15 protein-coding genes are annotated in these 17248 nt (G+C 56.1%); 8 read left to right on the top strand and 7 right to left on the bottom strand.

Annotation, left to right across the window (positions count from 1 at the left end; all coding sequences use genetic code 11):
* Nucleotides 1–51 precede the first annotated feature (51 nt).
* From fdh3B to HKX44_RS17905, 6 genes are all read right to left on the bottom strand, one after another.
* A complete protein-coding gene (gene fdh3B, locus HKX44_RS17930) occupies nt 52–645 on the bottom strand; it encodes a formate dehydrogenase FDH3 subunit beta (protein ID WP_276152674.1) in 594 nt (197 codons plus the stop codon).
* Nucleotides 646–657: 12 nt separating this feature from the next.
* Entirely contained in the window at nt 658–3726 is a 3069-nt protein-coding gene (locus HKX44_RS17925; RefSeq protein ID WP_276152675.1) for a formate dehydrogenase subunit alpha, read from the bottom strand.
* A gap of 115 nt (nt 3727–3841) precedes the next feature.
* Entirely contained in the window at nt 3842–4033 is a 192-nt protein-coding gene (locus HKX44_RS17920; RefSeq protein ID WP_276152676.1) for a twin-arginine translocation signal domain-containing protein, read from the bottom strand.
* A gap of 58 nt (nt 4034–4091) precedes the next feature.
* The gene (locus HKX44_RS17915) at nt 4092–4697 is read right to left on the bottom strand and encodes a molecular chaperone TorD family protein (protein ID WP_276152677.1); all 606 of its coding nucleotides are present in this window, start codon (nt 4695–4697) and stop codon (nt 4092–4094) included.
* On the bottom strand, nt 4694–5314 hold the full coding sequence (locus tag HKX44_RS17910; RefSeq protein ID WP_276152678.1) for a DUF3306 domain-containing protein: 621 nt from the start codon (nt 5312–5314) through the stop codon (nt 4694–4696). The genes HKX44_RS17915 and HKX44_RS17910 overlap by 4 nt, the downstream gene beginning before the upstream one ends.
* Complete coding sequence (locus tag HKX44_RS17905; RefSeq protein WP_276152679.1) at nt 5311–5871, bottom strand: DUF3305 domain-containing protein; 561 nt, start codon at nt 5869–5871, stop codon at nt 5311–5313. Before HKX44_RS17905 ends, HKX44_RS17910 begins: the two co-directional genes overlap by 4 nt.
* Nucleotides 5872–6196: 325 nt before the next feature.
* Here HKX44_RS17905 and HKX44_RS17900 point away from each other — a divergent pair, with 325 nt between their 5' ends.
* Nucleotides 6197–8143, top strand: coding sequence for a 4Fe-4S binding protein (locus HKX44_RS17900; RefSeq protein ID WP_276152681.1), 1947 nt, complete (start codon nt 6197–6199; stop codon nt 8141–8143).
* Here HKX44_RS17900 and HKX44_RS17895 read toward each other — a convergent pair.
* On the bottom strand, nt 8137–8862 hold the full coding sequence (locus HKX44_RS17895; protein WP_276152682.1) for a hypothetical protein: 726 nt from the start codon (nt 8860–8862) through the stop codon (nt 8137–8139). The two genes, HKX44_RS17900 and HKX44_RS17895, sit on opposite strands and share 7 nt — an antisense overlap.
* 83 nt (nt 8863–8945) lie before the next feature.
* Here HKX44_RS17895 and HKX44_RS17890 point away from each other — a divergent pair, with 83 nt between their 5' ends.
* The 7 genes from HKX44_RS17890 to HKX44_RS17860 all read left to right on the top strand — a co-directional run bounded on the left by HKX44_RS17890 (nt 8946) and on the right by HKX44_RS17860 (nt 17161).
* Complete coding sequence (locus HKX44_RS17890) at nt 8946–9137, top strand: DUF6494 family protein (protein WP_276152683.1); 192 nt, start codon at nt 8946–8948, stop codon at nt 9135–9137.
* A complete protein-coding gene (locus HKX44_RS17885) occupies nt 9138–10193 on the top strand; it encodes an Mrp/NBP35 family ATP-binding protein (RefSeq protein ID WP_276152684.1) in 1056 nt (351 codons plus the stop codon).
* Nucleotides 10190–10894, top strand: a complete 705-nt coding sequence (locus tag HKX44_RS17880; protein WP_276152685.1) for a biotin/lipoate--protein ligase family protein — start codon at nt 10190–10192, stop codon at nt 10892–10894. Before HKX44_RS17885 ends, HKX44_RS17880 begins: the two co-directional genes overlap by 4 nt.
* A 1-nt stretch (nt 10895) precedes the next feature.
* Nucleotides 10896–11384: a DUF6505 family protein gene (locus tag HKX44_RS17875; RefSeq protein WP_276152686.1), complete on the top strand. Its 489-nt coding sequence runs from the start codon at nt 10896–10898 to the stop codon at nt 11382–11384.
* Nucleotides 11385–11861: 477 nt separating this feature from the next.
* Nucleotides 11862–14954 (top strand): CHASE domain-containing protein, encoded by a 3093-nt coding sequence (locus HKX44_RS17870; protein ID WP_276153732.1) that lies wholly within the window; start codon nt 11862–11864, stop codon nt 14952–14954.
* Between the two features lie 144 nt (nt 14955–15098).
* Nucleotides 15099–16757: a PAS domain-containing sensor histidine kinase gene (locus HKX44_RS17865; protein WP_276152688.1), complete on the top strand. Its 1659-nt coding sequence runs from the start codon at nt 15099–15101 to the stop codon at nt 16755–16757.
* 14 nt (nt 16758–16771) lie between these two features.
* Nucleotides 16772–17161 (top strand): response regulator, encoded by a 390-nt coding sequence (locus HKX44_RS17860; RefSeq protein ID WP_276152689.1) that lies wholly within the window; start codon nt 16772–16774, stop codon nt 17159–17161.
* The last annotated feature ends 87 nt before the right edge of the window (nt 17162–17248 follow it).

The raw sequence follows: 17248 nt of genomic DNA, 5'->3' as shown, positions 1-17248 counted from the left end.
GGGCGACCCGCTGGACCGCCCTTTGGTGTTCACATATTCGGGCAAAGGGGTTCAACCGCCTTTTTGATCGTAGGCCGTGCCCCAGCCCCATGCACCGGAACCGAAGCCGCGGGCAACGACGCGCTCGCGGTAGATGCCGGAAACGATGTCGCCGTCGCCCGCCAAAAGCGCCTTGGTTGAACACATTTCGGCGCAGATCGGCAGTTTGCCTTCAGCGATCCGGTTGCGCCCGTATTTGGCGAATTCTGCCGTCGAGTGGTTTTCCTCTGGGCCACCAGCACAGAAGGTACATTTGTCCATCTTGCCACGGGACCCAAAGTTACCAGCCTGCGGGTACTGTGGTGCGCCAAAGGGGCAGGCATAGAAACAGTAGCCACAGCCAATGCACAGATCTTTGGAGTGGAGAACCACGCCTTCTTCGTTCTGGTAAAAACAATCCACCGGACAGACCGCCATGCAGGGCGCGTCGGAACAATGCATACAGGCCACGGAAATCGACCGTTCGCCCGGTTTGCCGTCATTGATCGTGACGACCTTGCGCCGGTTGATGCCCCATGGAACCTCGTGTTCGTTCTTACAGGCGGTGACGCAGGCGTTGCATTCAATGCAGCGTTCGGCGTCGACGAGAAACTTTGCTCTTGCCATTGGTTAGTCTCCTTATGCTGCTGAAATTTTGCAGAGAGTACATTTTGTCTCCTGCATTTGGGTGACTGAGTCATAGCCATAAGTCTGGGCGGTGTTGGTGCTTTCGCCCAGTACGTAAGGGTCGGCACCATCAGGATATTTGCTGCGCAGGTCCTTGCCCTCAAGATGACCACCAAAGTGGAACGGCATAAAGGCGACACCTTCGCCGACCCGTTCGGTGACCATGGCCATGACTTTGACCTTGCCGCCTTCGGGGCCTTCGACCCAGACCTGTTTGCCGTCACGTACCCCAAGGTTGTTGGCGTCGCGTGTGTTGATTTCGACAAACATGTCCTGCTGGAGTTCGGCCAGCCACGGATTCGAGCGGCTTTCATCGCCGCCACCCTCGTATTCCACCAAACGGCCCGATGTCAGGATGATCGGATAGTCTTTGCTGAAATCCTGTTTCTGGATCGAGGCGTACATGGTCGGAAGGCGATAGAACTTGCGATCCTCATATGTTGGGTAATCCTCAACCAGATCACGGCGGTTGGTATAAAGCGGTTCGCGGTGGACCGGTACCGGATCGGGGAAGGTCCATACAACCGCACGGGCCTTGGCATTGCCGAAGGGCGCACATTCATGGGCAATCGCAACCCGCTGGATGCCGCCGGAAAGGTCGGTCTTCCAGTTGATTTTGCTGGCCTTCTCGTTGAAGTCCGACGGGAAGGGCGACATGGATTGTTCACCGACTTCTTCGTCTGCGCCCTGTGTACCGGTGCCTGATGTCAGGCCACTGGCGGATGCCGTGTCGGTTGCCGCTTCGCCATCATCGGCATTGCCGACATCCCCTTCTTTGACATCCCCAAGCGAAACACCGGCGACCTGTGCGATCGAACGACGTTCGGCGTCTGTCAATTCCTTGTCCCAGCCCAGATCTACCAGCATCTGGAACGTGAACTCGGGATAGCCGTCCTGAATGTCGGAATCCTTGCTGTAGACGCCTTCGGCCAGCAGATTGTCACCGTCGCGTTCCACACCAAAACGGGCACGGAAGGTTAGCCCGCCCTCTGACACACGTTTGGACATGTCATAAAGGTTGGGTGTGCCGGGATGATTCATCTCGGCGGTGCCCCAGCAGGGCCATGGCATGCCGTAGTAATCGCCATCTGCGGGGCCACCAACGGCCTGCAGCGTTGTGCGGTCAAAGGTATGCTGGTTCGCCATATGCTTCTTGATGCGCTCGGGCGACTGGCCGGTATAGCCGACAGTCCACATACCACGGTTGAACTCGCGGGTGATGGATTCAACATTGGGCGTTTCGGCATCGTCCATTTCGATGTTGCGGAACAGGCGGTCTGCCCAGCCGAATTTTGTGGCGAACTTGGCAATGATCACCTCGTCCGGCAAGCTTTCGAACAGGGGATCGACCACTTTGTCACGCCATTGAAGCGACCGGTTGGATGCTGTCACCGAACCGCGTGTTTCAAACTGCGTACAAGCGGGCAGCAGATAGACACCGTCTGTGCGGTCGTGCAGCACGGCGGAAACCGTTGGATAAGGGTCGATCACGACCAGCATATCCAGTTTTTCCATCGCGGTTTTCATTTCCTTCTGACGGGTCTGAGAGTTTGGCGCATGTCCCCAGAGAACCATGGCGCGCACCTTGTCGGGGTTGTCCATGTTGTCGGGGTCTTCAAGCACCCCGTCGATCCAGCGCGACACCGGAATACCCGTGAGGTTTTGCAGCGACTTGTCTTTGCCATCGGCGCTTTTGGTCATGGCAAACTGGTTCTTCAGCCATTCGCCATCTTCGCCCCAGACCCGGCCCCAATGTGCCCAGGCCCCTGCAGACAGCCCGTAATAGCCGGGCAGGGTGTGCGAAAGCACGCCCAGATCGGTTGCGCCTTGCACGTTGTCGTGGCCGCGGAAAATGTTGGTGCCGCCGCCTTCGGTGCCCATGTTGCCAAGGGCCAGTTGAAGCACGCAATAGGCGCGGGTGTTGTTGTTACCATTGGTGTGCTGCGTGCCACCCATACACCAGATCACGGTGCCGGGGCGGTTGTTTGCCAAGGTGCGGGCCACCCGGCGCAGCTGTTCTGACGGCGCACCGGTGACGCGCTCGACTTCTTCAGGAGTCCATTTGCTGACTTCGTCCTTGATCTGGTCCATGCCCCAGACACGGGTGCGGATGAATTCTTTGTCCTCCCAGCCGTTTTCAAAGATGTGCCATAGAATGCCCCAGACCAGCGCCACATCGGTGCCGGGACGGAAACGCACATACTCATCCGCATGGGCCGCCGTGCGGGTAAAGCGGGGATCACAGACGATCACCGGTGCGTTGTTCTGTTCTTTGGCTTTCAGCAGATGCAGCAGGGATACAGGATGCGCTTCGGCGGGGTTGCCACCGATGATAAAGATCGCTTTGGAATTGTGAATGTCGTTGTAGCTATTGGTCATGGCGCCGTAGCCCCATGTGTTGGCGACACCCGCAACCGTTGTAGAGTGACAAATCCGCGCCTGATGGTCGACGTTATTGGTGCCCCAATAGGCGGCGAACTTGCGGAACAGATAGGCCTGTTCGTTGTTATGCTTGGCTGATCCCAACCAGTAAACGGAATCCGGCCCGCTTTCCTCGCGGATGTCCATCATGCCATCGCCGATCTCGTTGATCGCCTGATCCCATGAAATGCGTTTCCATTCGCCACCCTCTTTCTTCATCGGGTATTTCAGGCGGCGTTCACCATGGGCATGTTCGCGCACGGCGGCCCCTTTGGCGCAATGTGCCCCAAGGTTGAACGGGCTGTCCCAACCGGGTTCCTGCCCGGTCCAGACGCCATTACTGACCTCGGCAATCACGGTGCAGCCCACAGAACAGTGGGTACAAACGGATTTGATGGTTTCAACTGCGCCGTCAACGGCGGTTGCCGCATTGGCCTGTGTGACCGAACCGGCAGTGGCCGAGATCGCGGCAAGCCCCCCGATGGCCAGACCGGACCCGCGCAGGAATGCACGGCGGTCAACAGATTTTTCAGCGATGTCAGACAGGATGCCGGTCCGCTGGGGGCGTCGCGCAACCCCGTTGGTCTTTTTCCTAAGCATTTTCGTTCTCCCTTGCTTGCGCGGGCGTGGCCCTTGCTTGCTTGGTTAATATTTTGGCCTCAGACAGTCGGGCGTCACGCAACCAGTCGTCTTTGGATCGTCTGTTTACGGCGTCCTAGAAGCGGGCGCTGTCAAGGTATGCGCGGGTATGCGCCGTGTCTTGCATGGTTTCGGATGCAAGGTCGGTCGGTTTGGCCTCTGCCGCTGATGTGCCTGCGGTCAGCGCCACGGCCGCAGCAGGTGCCGCAGTACCGGCAAATTTTAGAAAATCGCGCCGGCTCGCGCCGTCTTCGGTCTTCTTGGTCATGGGGATGTCTCCCTCCCTTGTGTTGGCGGGCATCCCCGCCGGTTAAACGCGGCCCCGATCAGGCCGCTGTCATTCTGAATGCTTCGCGTTCGATTTCCATGAACGCCCGTCCGACGCTGCCCACGGAAGCATAAAGCACCGAGTTTTTCGCCGCTTCGAGGTCAGAAAAGAAATGTCCGGCCCATGGTGCGATATGTCTGTTGAAGAACACCTTTTGGTCGGCCAGCGTTGCAGGGGTGCTGAAACGCCCAACGATCATGCCGCCCATCATTTCCATCAGTGACGCGATGTTGTCTTCGGGTTCATAGACGTTGGGCGAGCGGGTCATGCCGCGCATCGCCATATCCGTACGCAGGCTGGCCAATGGTTTTTCGTTCAGAAACCCCGTTAGGTAATAGCTGGCATAGGGCAACAACTCGCCCCGGCCCAGCCCGACAAACAGAGCGTTGAATTCGCTTTCAACCTTGGCGGGTTTGCACACGCCTGCGACTCGCGACAGGCTGCCAATGGCCTTGCCCAGATCACTGGCGTCGCCGGTCAGGCCCGCGCATTGATCCAGCAAAATTTGCCCCGGTGGTCCTGACAACAACAGGCCAAGGAAATTGTACAGATCGGCGCGCAAGCGGTCTTCGGAAGGGATCTTTGTGTCTTCGATAGTGGTCACGCGGCGCCCTCCTTAAGTATTGTGAATTTCATTCTGCGCGGCGTTGCTTCGGGATGAATATCATCTGCATCCTCCATTGATGCGTCAACCGGTGCGATGGTCGTAGATGCGGCCTGTGCCGCGACTGGTGCATCGCTCAAATCCGGATCGTCTTGTGATGCGGGTGCGTCATCGGGTTCGTGTGCCTGCACCTGCGGCGGGGTCTCTTGTTCTTCTGCCTGACGGGCCATTTCTTCGATGTGTTTCAACATGCCCTTGCCGACCTGATAGGCGGTCTGCATGTTTTCAACGACCAATGCAGAGTCGGTGAAATCCTCGCCGTAATCGACCAGCATATCCACATTTGCCAGAACCGGGTTCGACCGCCAAAGCGTGCGCAACGCACGCCGGCGGATTCTGTCCGGCACGGCCTTGGCCATGAACGCCGAAAAATCATCACCCATTTGTAATTGGTCAGGATCGGGCAGGTCCAACTCGGCAAGGATATCGGCATCGGATTTCTCTTCTAATGCCGCTTGCTCTTGGTGTAGCGCTTGTTGTTCCAAAGCGCGCTTGGCCGTTTTTTCTTCGGCCAGAACGGCGGCCTTGCGACGGGCCCAGAAATCATTGCCACTCATTGCAGTGCAGCCTTTTTGGAAGGGGCGCGATAGACGTCTGCGGTCTGGCGGATGCGGGCATCGCCGATGCCGTCCTGCTGGTGATCGACGCGGGATTTGTCGCGACGCCGTTTCACGAACACCTCGTCCTCGTGATGCTTTTCGACATAGTCCCGAACCCAGGCGATCAGCCCCTCGGGCATTGGAACCTTCTCAACCAGTTCCTCGCCAGTGTCGGCATAATCCTGCGCCTCGTAGGGGGAGGCGGTGGCCAATACCACCTCAAGCGGGTGCGGCCTGCCGGTTTCGCGCATCACTACATAGATTGCGGGTACCTTGGCGGACAGCCCGTGCAGATAAGCTTCGGTATCGGTGCGAAACAGTTCAAGCGGCAGGGTGGTGGCGTGATACTCCACGGCATCGCCGTCGCGGCGCAGCTCTTTCCATGCAGCATCAGTGGCACCGGGCAAAACCGCAACCGCCTGCCAGACGTGCGATGCCCATCGTGTCACACCGGGCACTTTGCGGATCACAATGCCGAGCGGAAGCGAAACAGACTTTCGTGAACTTTCGGTCAAACGACCCCCGGAGTTTTCTAGAGCATGTCCTGAGTGTGACCGACGGTGACGCAAAGACAAAGTGATTTTTACCGCAAACCCGAACCGCCGCGCGCCTTTCGGCGGTGCAGCAAGAACGGATATTCCGGAATCGGGGCAATAGCGTGCTGGATTGGGGGCTGGAAGTCCGTTTTTGGCAACTTGGCGATTTTTGAAAAAATTTCTTTTGCGAGCGCAGCATTTTCGCGGATGACGGCAAAGGGCAAAACATGGTTTACGCCGCGGGTGAATCACGGCTAGCCTGACGGGCGCGCCTTTGTTGGGCCGTATCAAGGGGGGCGTTTTCATGTCGAAGAAACTTGTTCTATGTGATTGTCTGGGGTCGCAACACCTTGATTCCGATGCGCTTTCCAATATGACGGGGCTTGCTTGTTCAAAGGTCTACACCAACCTGTGTGGCATGCAGATTGATGCCGCTGCGCAGGAGATAGCGCAGGGCGATGCGGTGCTGGCCTGTCAACAAGAACGTCAGCGATTTGAAGAGCTTGCCGAAGAAGTGGACGCGGAAATTCCGCAATTTGTTGATCTGCGGGACCGGGCCGGTTGGGGCGAAGGGGATGCCACGCCCAAGATGGCAGCACTTGCCGCCGAAGCCGCGATGTCGGTGCAGACTGGCCGTTCCGTTGATGTGATTTCCGAAGGTACATGTTTGATCATCGGGGGTGATGCAGCCGTAAAGGCGGCAACGGATCTTTGCGATACATTGGCAGTGACGGTTTTGTTGAGTTCGGCGGATCAGATTCCGACTGACCGTCGGTTTGACTGTGTGGTTGGAAAAATACGCCGTGCAAGCGGTGCATTGGGTGGGTTCACGGTGCATTTCGACGGGCTGCAACAACTGACTCTTGGCGGGCGTGGTGCCTTTGAGCTGGGCGCGCCGCAAAGTGGTGCCGTGTCGGAGTGCGATATTATTCTGGACCTGAGTGGTGGGCTGGCCCTGTTTCCTGCCCCTGAGAAACGCGAAGGGTATCTGCGTGCCGATCCGCAGCATCCGCCGGCGGTTGCGCAGGCTGTTCTGGCAGCGTCGCAAAGCATCGGCACCTTTGAGAAACCGCTGTATGTCCGGCTGGAACCCAGCCTTTGCGCTCACAGCCGCGCCGAACAGCCGGCCTGTTCCAACTGTCTGAATGTGTGCCCGACCGGTGCCATCCTCTCCGCCGGTGAACATGTGGCGATTGACCCGATGATCTGCGCCGGTTGCGGCTCTTGTTCTGCGGTCTGCCCCTCGGGGGCGATCAGCTATGATGCGCCGCCGGTTGATACGCTGTTTCGCCGGATGTCTTTGCTGGCTTCGACCTATCGTAAGGCGGGCGGCGCACAGGCGCAGCTGTTGGTGCATGATGGCGGTTTCGGGGCCGAAATGATTGCACTGGCCGCACGTTTCGGGCGGGGTTTGCCGGCGCGGGTTATCCCGCTTGAGGTCGATGCCCTGTCCGGTTTTGGCCATGCAGAGATGTTGGCGGCCTTGGCCTGCGGATTTGAACAGGTCAATATTCTGATGTCCCCCAAAGCAGAGGGGGAGGTCATAGAAGCACAGGCGGTTTTGGCGGATGCCCTGTCTGGCGCGCGGGCTGTGCTGTTGTTGCACCCGGTTGATCCTGACGGGCTATGTGATCTGCTTTATGCGCAGGGTCCAGCACCGGTGTCCTGTGATCCAGTGCTGCCAATCGGCGCGCGTCGTCAGGTGGCGCGGCTGGCGGCCAAGGCGTTGCAACCCGATGCGACGCTGGTGGCCTTGCCGGAAAATGCGCCATACGGGGCCGTTCTGGTGGATACTGACGCCTGTACGTTGTGCCTGTCTTGTGTGTCGCTTTGCCCGTCGGGGGCCTTGGCCGATAATCCAGACATGCCGCAGCTGCGCTTTCAGGAGGATGCCTGCCTGCAATGCGGTCTGTGTAGCAATATCTGCCCCGAAAATGCGATTACGTTAAAACCGCAGATGGATTTGACTGATGCGGCCTTTACCCAGCGGGTGCTGCACGAAGAGGAACCATTTGCCTGTATCGAATGCGGCGGGTTGTTTGGTGTGAAATCCACCGTGGAAAGGATCACTGAAAAGCTGGCAGGTAAACATGCGATGTTTGCAAATTCGGAAGCCGCCAAGATGATCCAGATGTGTGATAACTGCCGCATTCAGGCGCAGTTTCATTCCAGCGGCAATCCGTTTCAGGGCGGCGCGCGTCCACAGGTGCGCACCTCTGAGGATTACTTCTCCAAGCGTAAGGATCATTGAGATTGGAGCGGCGCACCCAGATCGGCAGCGTCGATCAAGGCAACAAAGCTGACGATTGCTGCAATATCGTTCAGGGTCACCTCTATCGGTGCGATGGGCGGGGGCCGGTTGGCCGCAAAGGCGCTGGTGACATCGGCCACCTGAGTAAAGGCAGGATGGGGTTTGCGCAGGAAGAATGTTTCGAACCGCTCTTGCCAGTCGTCAAAGCTGCGCAGCAAGGCAAACGATGGGGTCGAACCGATGGCCTTCATCCGGTTGCTGTCGTTCACCACATGGCAGCGCCCGCAGCGTTCAAGGCTGACGGTTTCGCCCAGAACCGTATCGCCGGTCAGGGCCAGGGGGTCACTTTCCGCCGTTGTCGCAACCTGCGCGCTGAACAGGGGTACGCCTTGCGGTGCGAAAGCTTCGATGGTGCGTTTGCCGATGTCGGACATGAGCCAATCCCTGAACACATTCGTATAGGGCGCGTCGGTTTGCGACAGATGCCAAAGGGTGCCGCCGCCGCGAAAAACCGGTGTGCCGGTGTGGCCGATGGTGACATCCGCGTCTTGCGGCACGCGGGTAATCCGGATGCCAGTTTTCAGGGAAAAGCGTGGCAACAAGTGGTTGGCAAATCCTGTTTCGCTCAGGGATTGGGGCAGTTGCAGACTGAAACTTTTTTCCTGAGCCGCCAGTGGCGCGGCCAGCAGGCTGACGCACAGAGCGATTTGTTTCCACATTCCAACGGCTCCAATCTTGCGCCCCAGCCTAGGAGCGTTAGGGTCGCGGCGTCAACATTTCAGGTAATTCAGGGGACTATGTGATGAGTGAAGATTTCAACATGTCGATGCGCAAATTTCTTAAACAGGTTGGTGTGACATCCCAGCAGGCGATTGAAGAAGCGATGCGCAAGGCGGGGGATACCTCGGGCCAGAGCTTTGAAGCAAAGATGGTGTTGACCATTGATGGTGTGGACCTTGAACATGTCGTTACCGGCAAGATTGAAGGCGCATAAATGTCTCTGACCCGCGAAGCAGTTCTTGCCTGCCTGAAAGAAATCAAAGCGCCTTCGGGTGTTGATCTGGTCGAGGCCGGGTTGGTCCGCGCATTGAATGTCGATGATAATTCGGTGCGGTTCGTGATGGAAGTCGACAGCCCAGACCCGTTTATGGCGGCCAAGGTCGAAGCGGAGGCGGCGCTGGCGGCATTGGGTGCATCCGCTGTGTCTATTGTGATGACAGCCCACAGCAAGCCGACTCCGCCGCCGGATTTGAAGGCGGGGCGCAAGGCAGAACCTGCAGGGCCGGAGAAGGTGCCGGGTGTGGACCGCATTATTGCCATTGCGTCGGGCAAGGGTGGGGTTGGAAAATCCACTGTTGCGGCAAATCTGGCATGTGCGCTTGCCGCTGAAGGCCGGCGTGTCGGCATGTTGGATGCGGATGTTTACGGGCCGTCACAGCCGCGGATGCTGGGCGTGTCTGGCCGCCCGCAAAGCCCTGACGGCAAGCTGATTTTGCCGCTGCGCAACTTTGGTGTCACGATGATGTCCATCGGTTTGATGACCAACGATGATCAGGCCGTGGTTTGGCGCGGTCCGATGTTGATGGGGGCCTTGCAACAGATGTTGACACAGGTGCAATGGGGCGCGCTTGACGTTCTGATCGTTGATCTGCCCCCCGGCACCGGGGACGTGCAAATGACGCTGGCGCAAAAGGCGCAACTGGACGGTGCGATCATTGTCTCGACGCCGCAAGATGTTGCGCTGCTGGATGCCCGCAAGGGGATCGACATGTTCAACCAGATGGGCACGCCGATCATCGGGATGATCGAGAACATGAGCACCCATATTTGTTCTGCATGCGGCCATGAGGAACATGTATTTGGCCATGGTGGCGTTAAATCCGAAGCCGAAAAGCTGGGTGTGCCTTTGTTGGCGGAAATTCCGCTGCATCTGGATATCCGTCTGGCGGCGGATGGGGGCGCGCCGATTGTCGTGTCGAAGCCGGAAACCGCACAGGCGCAGGCGTTTCGCAGCGTCGCCAAATCCCTGATCGAGATGGGCAAGGCATGAGCGTTCCCAGCTTTCCACCGTTGTTTAGCGGGCTGTCCGTTGAAGGGCATGTTGACCCGTTCGACAAAGCCTGTGTCGAGGCCACGCGGGGCTGTGATGCCGGGTTGGTGGTGTATAATCTGGGGGCCAATGATTTGCAGGCGGCACTGGTTTTTGCGCCGGATGTTGTCTTGGCCGATGCGGTTGCAATGATGCCGCTTTGCGCCGTGGGGTTTCAAAATGCATTGGGGGCGCTGGCACCGCCAGAAGTGGCAGTACATCTGGACTGGGATGGTGGTTTGCGGATCAACGGCGCGGCTTGCGGGCGGATGCGAATGGCATCTGGTGGCACAGACCCCGAAGCCGAACCGGATTGGTTGGTGGTTGGGTTGCAATTGCCCCTTTGGCCGGCCAGCGATGCCCCGGGTGAAACACCTGATCAGACCGCGCTTTATGCGGAGGGTTGCGCAGATGTGAACGCCGCAGATTTGCTGGAATCCTGGGTCAAACACACGCTTGTGGCGATCAATACCTGGCTGGAGGACGGTCCGGCCCCGCTGCATAAAGAGTGGCGCGGGTTGGCGCATGGTATTGGGGAAAATACTAAAATCAACGATGTGTCTGGTACGTTTTTAGGGGTGGATGAACGGTTCGGTATGTTGCTGCGCACGGATGATACCACCCATCTTTTTCCGCTGACCGGTCTTCTGGAGGACCAATGATATGATGCTGGCACGGGCAATTCACTTTGACGAAAGCGACATGAATGTCTTTCACAAACCGGCCTGCACCGGCGAATGGTGCATCGCGGGGGGATTTGAGTTTTCCAATTGGTCACAGGCCGATCTGACTGGCAAGGCGCGGCAAGCATTCTCAAATGGTTGGCTAGGAGCGGAGACCTTCGGGCGGGTGACCTTTGTGGCGGTCACACAGATCGAGCCGTCAGAATTTGCTGCGCTCAAATTGGCCTTGGCCGAACACTTTGTGCAACTCTATGGTGCCCCCTCGGTAGAGGCCGCGGCCCAAGTAGCCGAAGATGAATTGCGCCATATGGCAGAGCTTTGCGAAGATCAGGAGGCCAACACCTTGTTGACGGTGGCGCGGGAACTGACCGAAGCAGGTGTAAAAGAGAGCTTTCGTACGATTGCGCCGCGTGATGCAGGGCTGGATCAGTTCGCCGTCCATGGTGATCTGGATGGCGGTGGGTCCTGACCCTAAGGCATTTGGCGGATGGGTTGAATTCTCTGATGTCGTCGAAAATAAGAGATTTTGGCGCGCTTTAATGGAGCAGCGGGTCTCATTTCTGGCTGATTTATTCTGCGGTTAGGTCAAAGCTCATAGCTAATCTTGTGATTGCCTTCTGTTAATTCTTGAGGTTCTTATATCAATACATGAATAGTATGTACCTTGCAGTATTTTACAAAAATAAATAGATCAATACTAGAACAGTCGCGCAATATTTGAATTTATTGTTGCTCGTCTTGCTCATAGTCCTTATCTATCCTCAATATATCATCAGCAGCATCAAATTGTTGCATCGGTTCAATATGGGCCGGGATTAAGTTGTCTGGTTAGAGTTGTGGGTGTGCAGTGGCTTCACGGTTGGAGATTTTCCTTGTTTTTGTTTGCTTGGCCCTAACTGGCGTTGCGTACTCGGTAAACGTGCAGGACGAACGGCGGGTTGCTGAGATGGAATTTCAGCGGATTGTCGATGACAATGTCGAAGCGCTGCGCGAACGGATGAACAGTTATCTCCTGACGGTTCGGGGTACGGCCGCTTATATTTCAGCATCTGACGATGTCACGCATCTGGATTTCCGGCATTATGTAAGTGCTTTGGAGATTGAAGAACGCCTGCCGAGCATTGCGGGGCTGGGCTATTCCGTGCAGGTACCTGATGCCGCACTGGACGATTTTGTGCGTGACACGCGCGCGGCGGGGCAGCCGGGCTTCGAGATCCAGCGCAGGTCGCAAAGTGATCCGCATTTTATCGTCAAATACATTGAGCCGGAAGCGACCAACGCAAAGGCCGTCGGTCTTGATATCAGCTTCTCCAAAGAGCGTGGCTTGGTTTTGGAAGAAGCCCGCGACACTGGAATGCCGCAGATTACGCCCCCGATACAGCTGGTGCAGGAAGACAGATCGTTGCCGGGGTTTGTCATGCTGATGCCCATCTATACCGATGCTGGAGAGAGCGGCGAAGAGTCGGTATTTTTGGGGTGGGTCAACGCGGCTTTTGTCGCGGAAAATCTGCTGCAAGGGCTGACATTGGGGCAGGGCGAACTCTATAGTCTTCAGGTTTTTGACAAGACCGCAACGCAGGATCTTTTGATCTTTGACGGGGCTGAGGGAAAAAGCGATAAAGGGGTCTATAGCGCGCAACAGGAGTTTGATCAGATAGGCCGGACCTGGGTTCTGTCCTATAACAGCACTGTGGCATTTGATGCGGCGCTGAAGTCCTATCAACCGCTGTCCGTGTTGGTTGCTGGTCTGGCGCTGACTGCTTTTGTTGTGCTGATTTTCAGAAACCTTCAGGCACGCGCTGACAGTCTTAGAAACAGTGCGCTGGAAAGCGGGCGTCAGGCGCAGGCCCGTGCCGAGGAAAATCGGTCGATTGTTGAAAACGCAGTTATTTCTGTTCTGGTATTGGACGTAGCGGGCAAGGTTTTGGTGGCCAATCAGGCGGCAGAGCGGTGTTTTGGATATACGAAAGATGAAATGAGCCGTTTGCATTTCGATGCTCTGACCACCGAAATTGATGATCCAGATGAAAATCATAACGCTTTGGGGCATACCAAGAACGGGCGTGTGCTTGAGCTGGATTTGCAGTGTAACGAATGGCTGACTAGTGATGGTGAAATGCGCACGACCGCGATTGCCCGTGATCTTACCGAGCAAAACAAGGCCCAGCGGGAGTTAAAGGGGCATAAGGTACTGAACGACATGGCTTTGCAAGGGTCAGAGATCGGGGTGTTCGACGTTGATCTGGTGACCGGTCTGTCCGAAGTTTCCGAAACCTGGTGTCGGATCATGGGGTATCCTGATGGGTGTAACGGAATGAACACACAAGAGAGTTTCCTTTCGCGTATACACCCTGACGACCTGCCCTTGCTGCAAAAGGCCGATCTGGATTGTATTGAGGGGCGGACGGAACGTTCAACATCGGAGTACCGCCTTAAATCGGTTGAAGGTGGTTGGCGTTGGATGCGTTCTGATGCGGTGGTTGTGGAGCGCGACCTTGACGGCAAAGCACTACGCCTGATCGGGACGCAATCGGATGTGACCGAACTGCGCCGGGATCGTAACGCGCTTGAGGCCAGCGAAGCGCAGTTCCGGCAGGTGCTTTCAAGCGCGCCCATCGGTATGGCGCTTATGGATGATACGGGCAAGTTCCGGAACGTGAACAAGGCATTCTGTCATCTGACCGGACGCAGCGAAATTGCATTGGTTAATGGCGTGAGTCTGGCAGATTTGATGCCGGAAGAAGACCGTCAGGAGTTGTACAAACAAATCACCCAGATGATGCAGAGCGGCAGCGCGACGGTCTATGCCGCGGAACATCGGATATTGGACGGTTCGCAGGATGAACGCTGGGGGCTGGTGAATGTTTCTTGGTCGTTTGACAAGAATGTCGGGGGCAACCTGTTCATTGCCCAGATCATTGATATCACTGACCAAAAGAAGCTTGATTTAATCAAGGGGCAGTTCGTATCTACGGTCAGTCACGAGTTGCGCACCCCATTGACGTCGATCAAAGGGGCGTTGGGGCTTTTGACGGCCAGCAAGGATGAAAACCTGAGTCAGGGTCAGATCCGGTTAATTGATATTGCCGGACTGAATGCAAACCGTCTGACTGACATTGTGAACGACATTCTGGACCTTGAAAAAATTTCATCCGGAGAGATATCGTTCAACTTTGATGATGTTGATCTGACAGAGGTTGTGGAAACTGTGGTGTTGGAAATGACACCTTTCGCCAGTACTCATGCCAACACTTTGCGGGTTGAGGTCGTTGAAGATGACCTGAGCATTTTTGCGGATGTGGGGCGGACAAAGCAGATTCTGGCGAATTTGATTTCGAATGCCTGCAAGTATTCCGACAATGATAGCGAAGTTCTGATTAAGGCGGAGCGGCTGGAGGAGACGGCGATTGTCTATATCCAGAATACCGGTCCAGGCGTGCCCGAAAGCTTCAAGAACCGCATATTCAAAGCCTTCTCGCAGGCGGACAGTTCGGATACCCGAGCCAAGGGCGGAACCGGCCTCGGGCTTAATATCACACGGCAGATTGTTATGCGCCATGGCGGCAAAATCGGCTATAAGAGTACGCCGAACGGTTTGACCGTGTTCTGGTTCACATTGCCATTGTCCGAAAATTCGGCGCATCTTGAGGCTCCTGTAGAGGCCTTGCCTAAGGCCGCGACGGGTAACAAGCTGTCGGTGTTGCATGTTGAGGATGATGCAGATTTCGCTAAGGTTGTCGCAGGGGCGTTGGATGAATTCGCGACGGTTTCTCATGCGACATCCGGAACGGCGGCCAAACGGTTGCTTCGCAAAACTTCGCCTGATGTTGTTATTCTTGACTGGGGCCTGCCAGACGGGCGGGCGCAGCAACTGCTTGACGATATTTGCAAGCTGAAACCCGATGTGCGGGTGATTGGCTTGTCTGCGGATACTGATCTGCAATCCGATCCGCGGTTGTTCTCTAGTATGATTAAAGGTCGTACGGACCTTGCAGAAGTTGCGGCAGAAGTGAACCGCTGCCATGCGTTGGCATCTTGATGTGTATGTAGACAAAATTCCTAATTTGGTGGAGCGCGCCACATTTATGCCCGCTTTATCGACAATAGTATTTTTGAATTGATTAAAATTGCTTTGCTTCGCGATATTTTGCGGGGCGTGGGTTGGAAAGGCAAAGGTGAAACTGTGCGACCGGTTTATTTTAAAGGCGACACCGCATTTTCGGCGGCTCTAGGGTGCGGGTTAGCAGCCGGATGGTACGGCGCGGCTTCTGCGGTGTTCCCTGAGGCCGCAGGCGGAATTATTCCCGCTGCCGGTGCCATCGGGATCGCAGGTTTCTTGCCCGTGGTGTTAGGGACCCGTCCATTTGGTCAGAAAGCACCAGAGGCGGCGCGGTCCCATTCTAACATGCTAAAACAGCTTCAGGCGCTTGATATGCACGCCGGTATCAACATGGTAAGCAATGAGGGGATCCTTAGCGAGGTCAACGACCATCTTCTTGCACTTACCGGATATGATAGAAAAGAGCTTATCGGACAGCACGTTAAGATGTTGTACGACGAAGTGTCCCAATCACAGACCTGCGACATTCGCAATTTTCTCGAACAAGGCAGTACCTGGCAAGGTGAAACCCATTTGCGGCGCAAAGACGGTAGCACCCTTGTAACGCAGGCAACGATCATCCCGATCTTTGACAAAAAAGGTAACTGGGCAGGGTCAATTTCGGCCCGTACCGACGTTACAGAAACAAGTAAGTTGCAGGCGGAGCGCCATTCCGCGCAAACCCTGAATGAGCTGCGCGATGACATTTGGATCATCGACGCGCAGACCGAAAAGTTTAGCTATCTCAACGGCTCAGCCAAAGAACGACTGAAATTGGTCAATGAGGAGTATCTGGAGAAAGATCTGGGTGACTTCAATCTGGCCAGCGAAATCGAATCCGTTTTGAAGGCGTGCCGCGCGCTGCGTGCCTCGGGCGATGTCACGACACAGTTCGAAGCCGAGTTGGTTGGCACACCAATGTATGTCAGCATCAAGTATCTGCCTGATCCCAGAGGGGCTGGCAGATATCTTATCGTTTCAACGGATATTTCGCACCGGTTGGAGCAGGAGCAGCGCAAATCGGCATTTATCTCGACAGTGAGTCATGAACTGCGGTCTCCGCTGACCTCGATCAAGGGGGCCATGGGGCTGCTGTTGTCCGGTTCGGCAGGCGAGTTGCCAGACAAGGCGCTGGCGCTGCTTGAGATTGCGCATCGTAACGCGGACCGTTTGATCCTGATCATCAACGACATTCTGGACATGGACAAGATTTCAAACGGTCAGATGGAGTTTGATATCAGCGACGTTGATCTGGTTGAGCTTCTGAAAGAAGCTGATCGGGCGAACGCCATGTTGCAGCAACGTTTCGGTGTTGTTGTAACCCTGAGCGGTGCTGACAAGCCGGTGTTCCTAAAGACAGATCCGAACAGGTTCATTCAGGTCCTGACCAATCTGATGTCGAATGCCTATAAATTCTCGCCGCCAAACGGGCGTATTGTTCTTGATATTGCCGATGCGGGCGAACACGTGCGTGTGTCGGTGAAAGATGAGGGGCAGGGGATTCCGCTGGCCGAGCAAGGCAAGATCTTCGACCGTTTTGCCGATATGACGAATTCGGACCGGGCTGCCATGGGTGGTACTGGTCTTGGATTGAGCATCTGTAAAGCCATTGTTGAAAACCTTGGCGGGACTATTGGTTTCGACACAAAAGAAGGTGTCGGTACGACATTCTTCTTTAACCTTCCGAAAAACGAACCAGCTTCTAACGCGGTTGATGACGTTGACGTCAAACGCATTGCATGATCGGAGACTTCGAGATGATCAAACTATTACACGTAGAAGATGACGCGGACATCCGCGAGATTGCCGACATGGCGCTCAGCCTCTCGGGTGAATTTGATGTGGTGCAGTGCGAGACTGGCGAGGCAGCACTGGCCTATGTCGAGAACTACACGCCTGACGTAGTGTTGTTGGATATGATGATGCCGGGCATGACCGGTCGTCAGACGCTGGAAAAGATGCGGGAAAAACCAGAATTCGCAACCGTGCCGGCGATCTTTATGACTGCGCGGGCGCAGCACGCCGAGATTGATGAGCTGTTGCAGATCGGGGCCGCTGACGTGATCAGCAAGCCCTTCGACCCGATTTCGCTAGGCGATCAGATCAAAGAAGCGATGCAAAAAGCAGGCATGACCGCCGCCGCCTAAAGTGTCCTGCCTTTAACCTGAAGCATTTCGTATCCCCGATGTCCCGAGAGCGCGCAGCGTGGCAGGGTATTGGGGATTCATGTTTAA

The organism is Sulfitobacter sp. M05, from assembly GCF_029285175.1.
Lineage (GTDB): Bacteria > Pseudomonadota > Alphaproteobacteria > Rhodobacterales > Rhodobacteraceae > Sulfitobacter.
The sequence above is the reverse complement of the archived record's forward strand: the minus strand, read 5'-3'. Positions and strand labels throughout refer to the sequence as shown.

What these genes read in the sequence shown, in the direction of transcription:
- fdh3B (WP_276152674.1), bottom strand. Translation starts at nt 645, where the DNA reads ATGGCAAGAGCAAAGTTTCTCGTCGACGCCGAACGCTGCATTGAATGC.
- HKX44_RS17925 (WP_276152675.1), bottom strand. Translation starts at nt 3,726, where the DNA reads ATGCTTAGGAAAAAGACCAACGGGGTTGCGCGACGCCCCCAGCGGACC.
- HKX44_RS17920 (WP_276152676.1), bottom strand. Translation starts at nt 4,033, where the DNA reads ATGACCAAGAAGACCGAAGACGGCGCGAGCCGGCGCGATTTTCTAAAA.
- HKX44_RS17910 (WP_276152678.1), bottom strand. Translation starts at nt 5,314, where the DNA reads ATGAGTGGCAATGATTTCTGGGCCCGTCGCAAGGCCGCCGTTCTGGCC.
- HKX44_RS17900 (WP_276152681.1), top strand. Translation starts at nt 6,197, where the DNA reads ATGTCGAAGAAACTTGTTCTATGTGATTGTCTGGGGTCGCAACACCTT.
- HKX44_RS17895 (WP_276152682.1), bottom strand. Translation starts at nt 8,862, where the DNA reads ATGTGGAAACAAATCGCTCTGTGCGTCAGCCTGCTGGCCGCGCCACTG.
- HKX44_RS17890 (WP_276152683.1), top strand. Translation starts at nt 8,946, where the DNA reads ATGAGTGAAGATTTCAACATGTCGATGCGCAAATTTCTTAAACAGGTT.
- HKX44_RS17885 (WP_276152684.1), top strand. Translation starts at nt 9,138, where the DNA reads ATGTCTCTGACCCGCGAAGCAGTTCTTGCCTGCCTGAAAGAAATCAAA.
- HKX44_RS17880 (WP_276152685.1), top strand. Translation starts at nt 10,190, where the DNA reads ATGAGCGTTCCCAGCTTTCCACCGTTGTTTAGCGGGCTGTCCGTTGAA.
- HKX44_RS17875 (WP_276152686.1), top strand. Translation starts at nt 10,896, where the DNA reads ATGATGCTGGCACGGGCAATTCACTTTGACGAAAGCGACATGAATGTC.
- HKX44_RS17870 (WP_276153732.1), top strand. Translation starts at nt 11,862, where the DNA reads ATGGAATTTCAGCGGATTGTCGATGACAATGTCGAAGCGCTGCGCGAA.
- HKX44_RS17860 (WP_276152689.1), top strand. Translation starts at nt 16,772, where the DNA reads ATGATCAAACTATTACACGTAGAAGATGACGCGGACATCCGCGAGATT.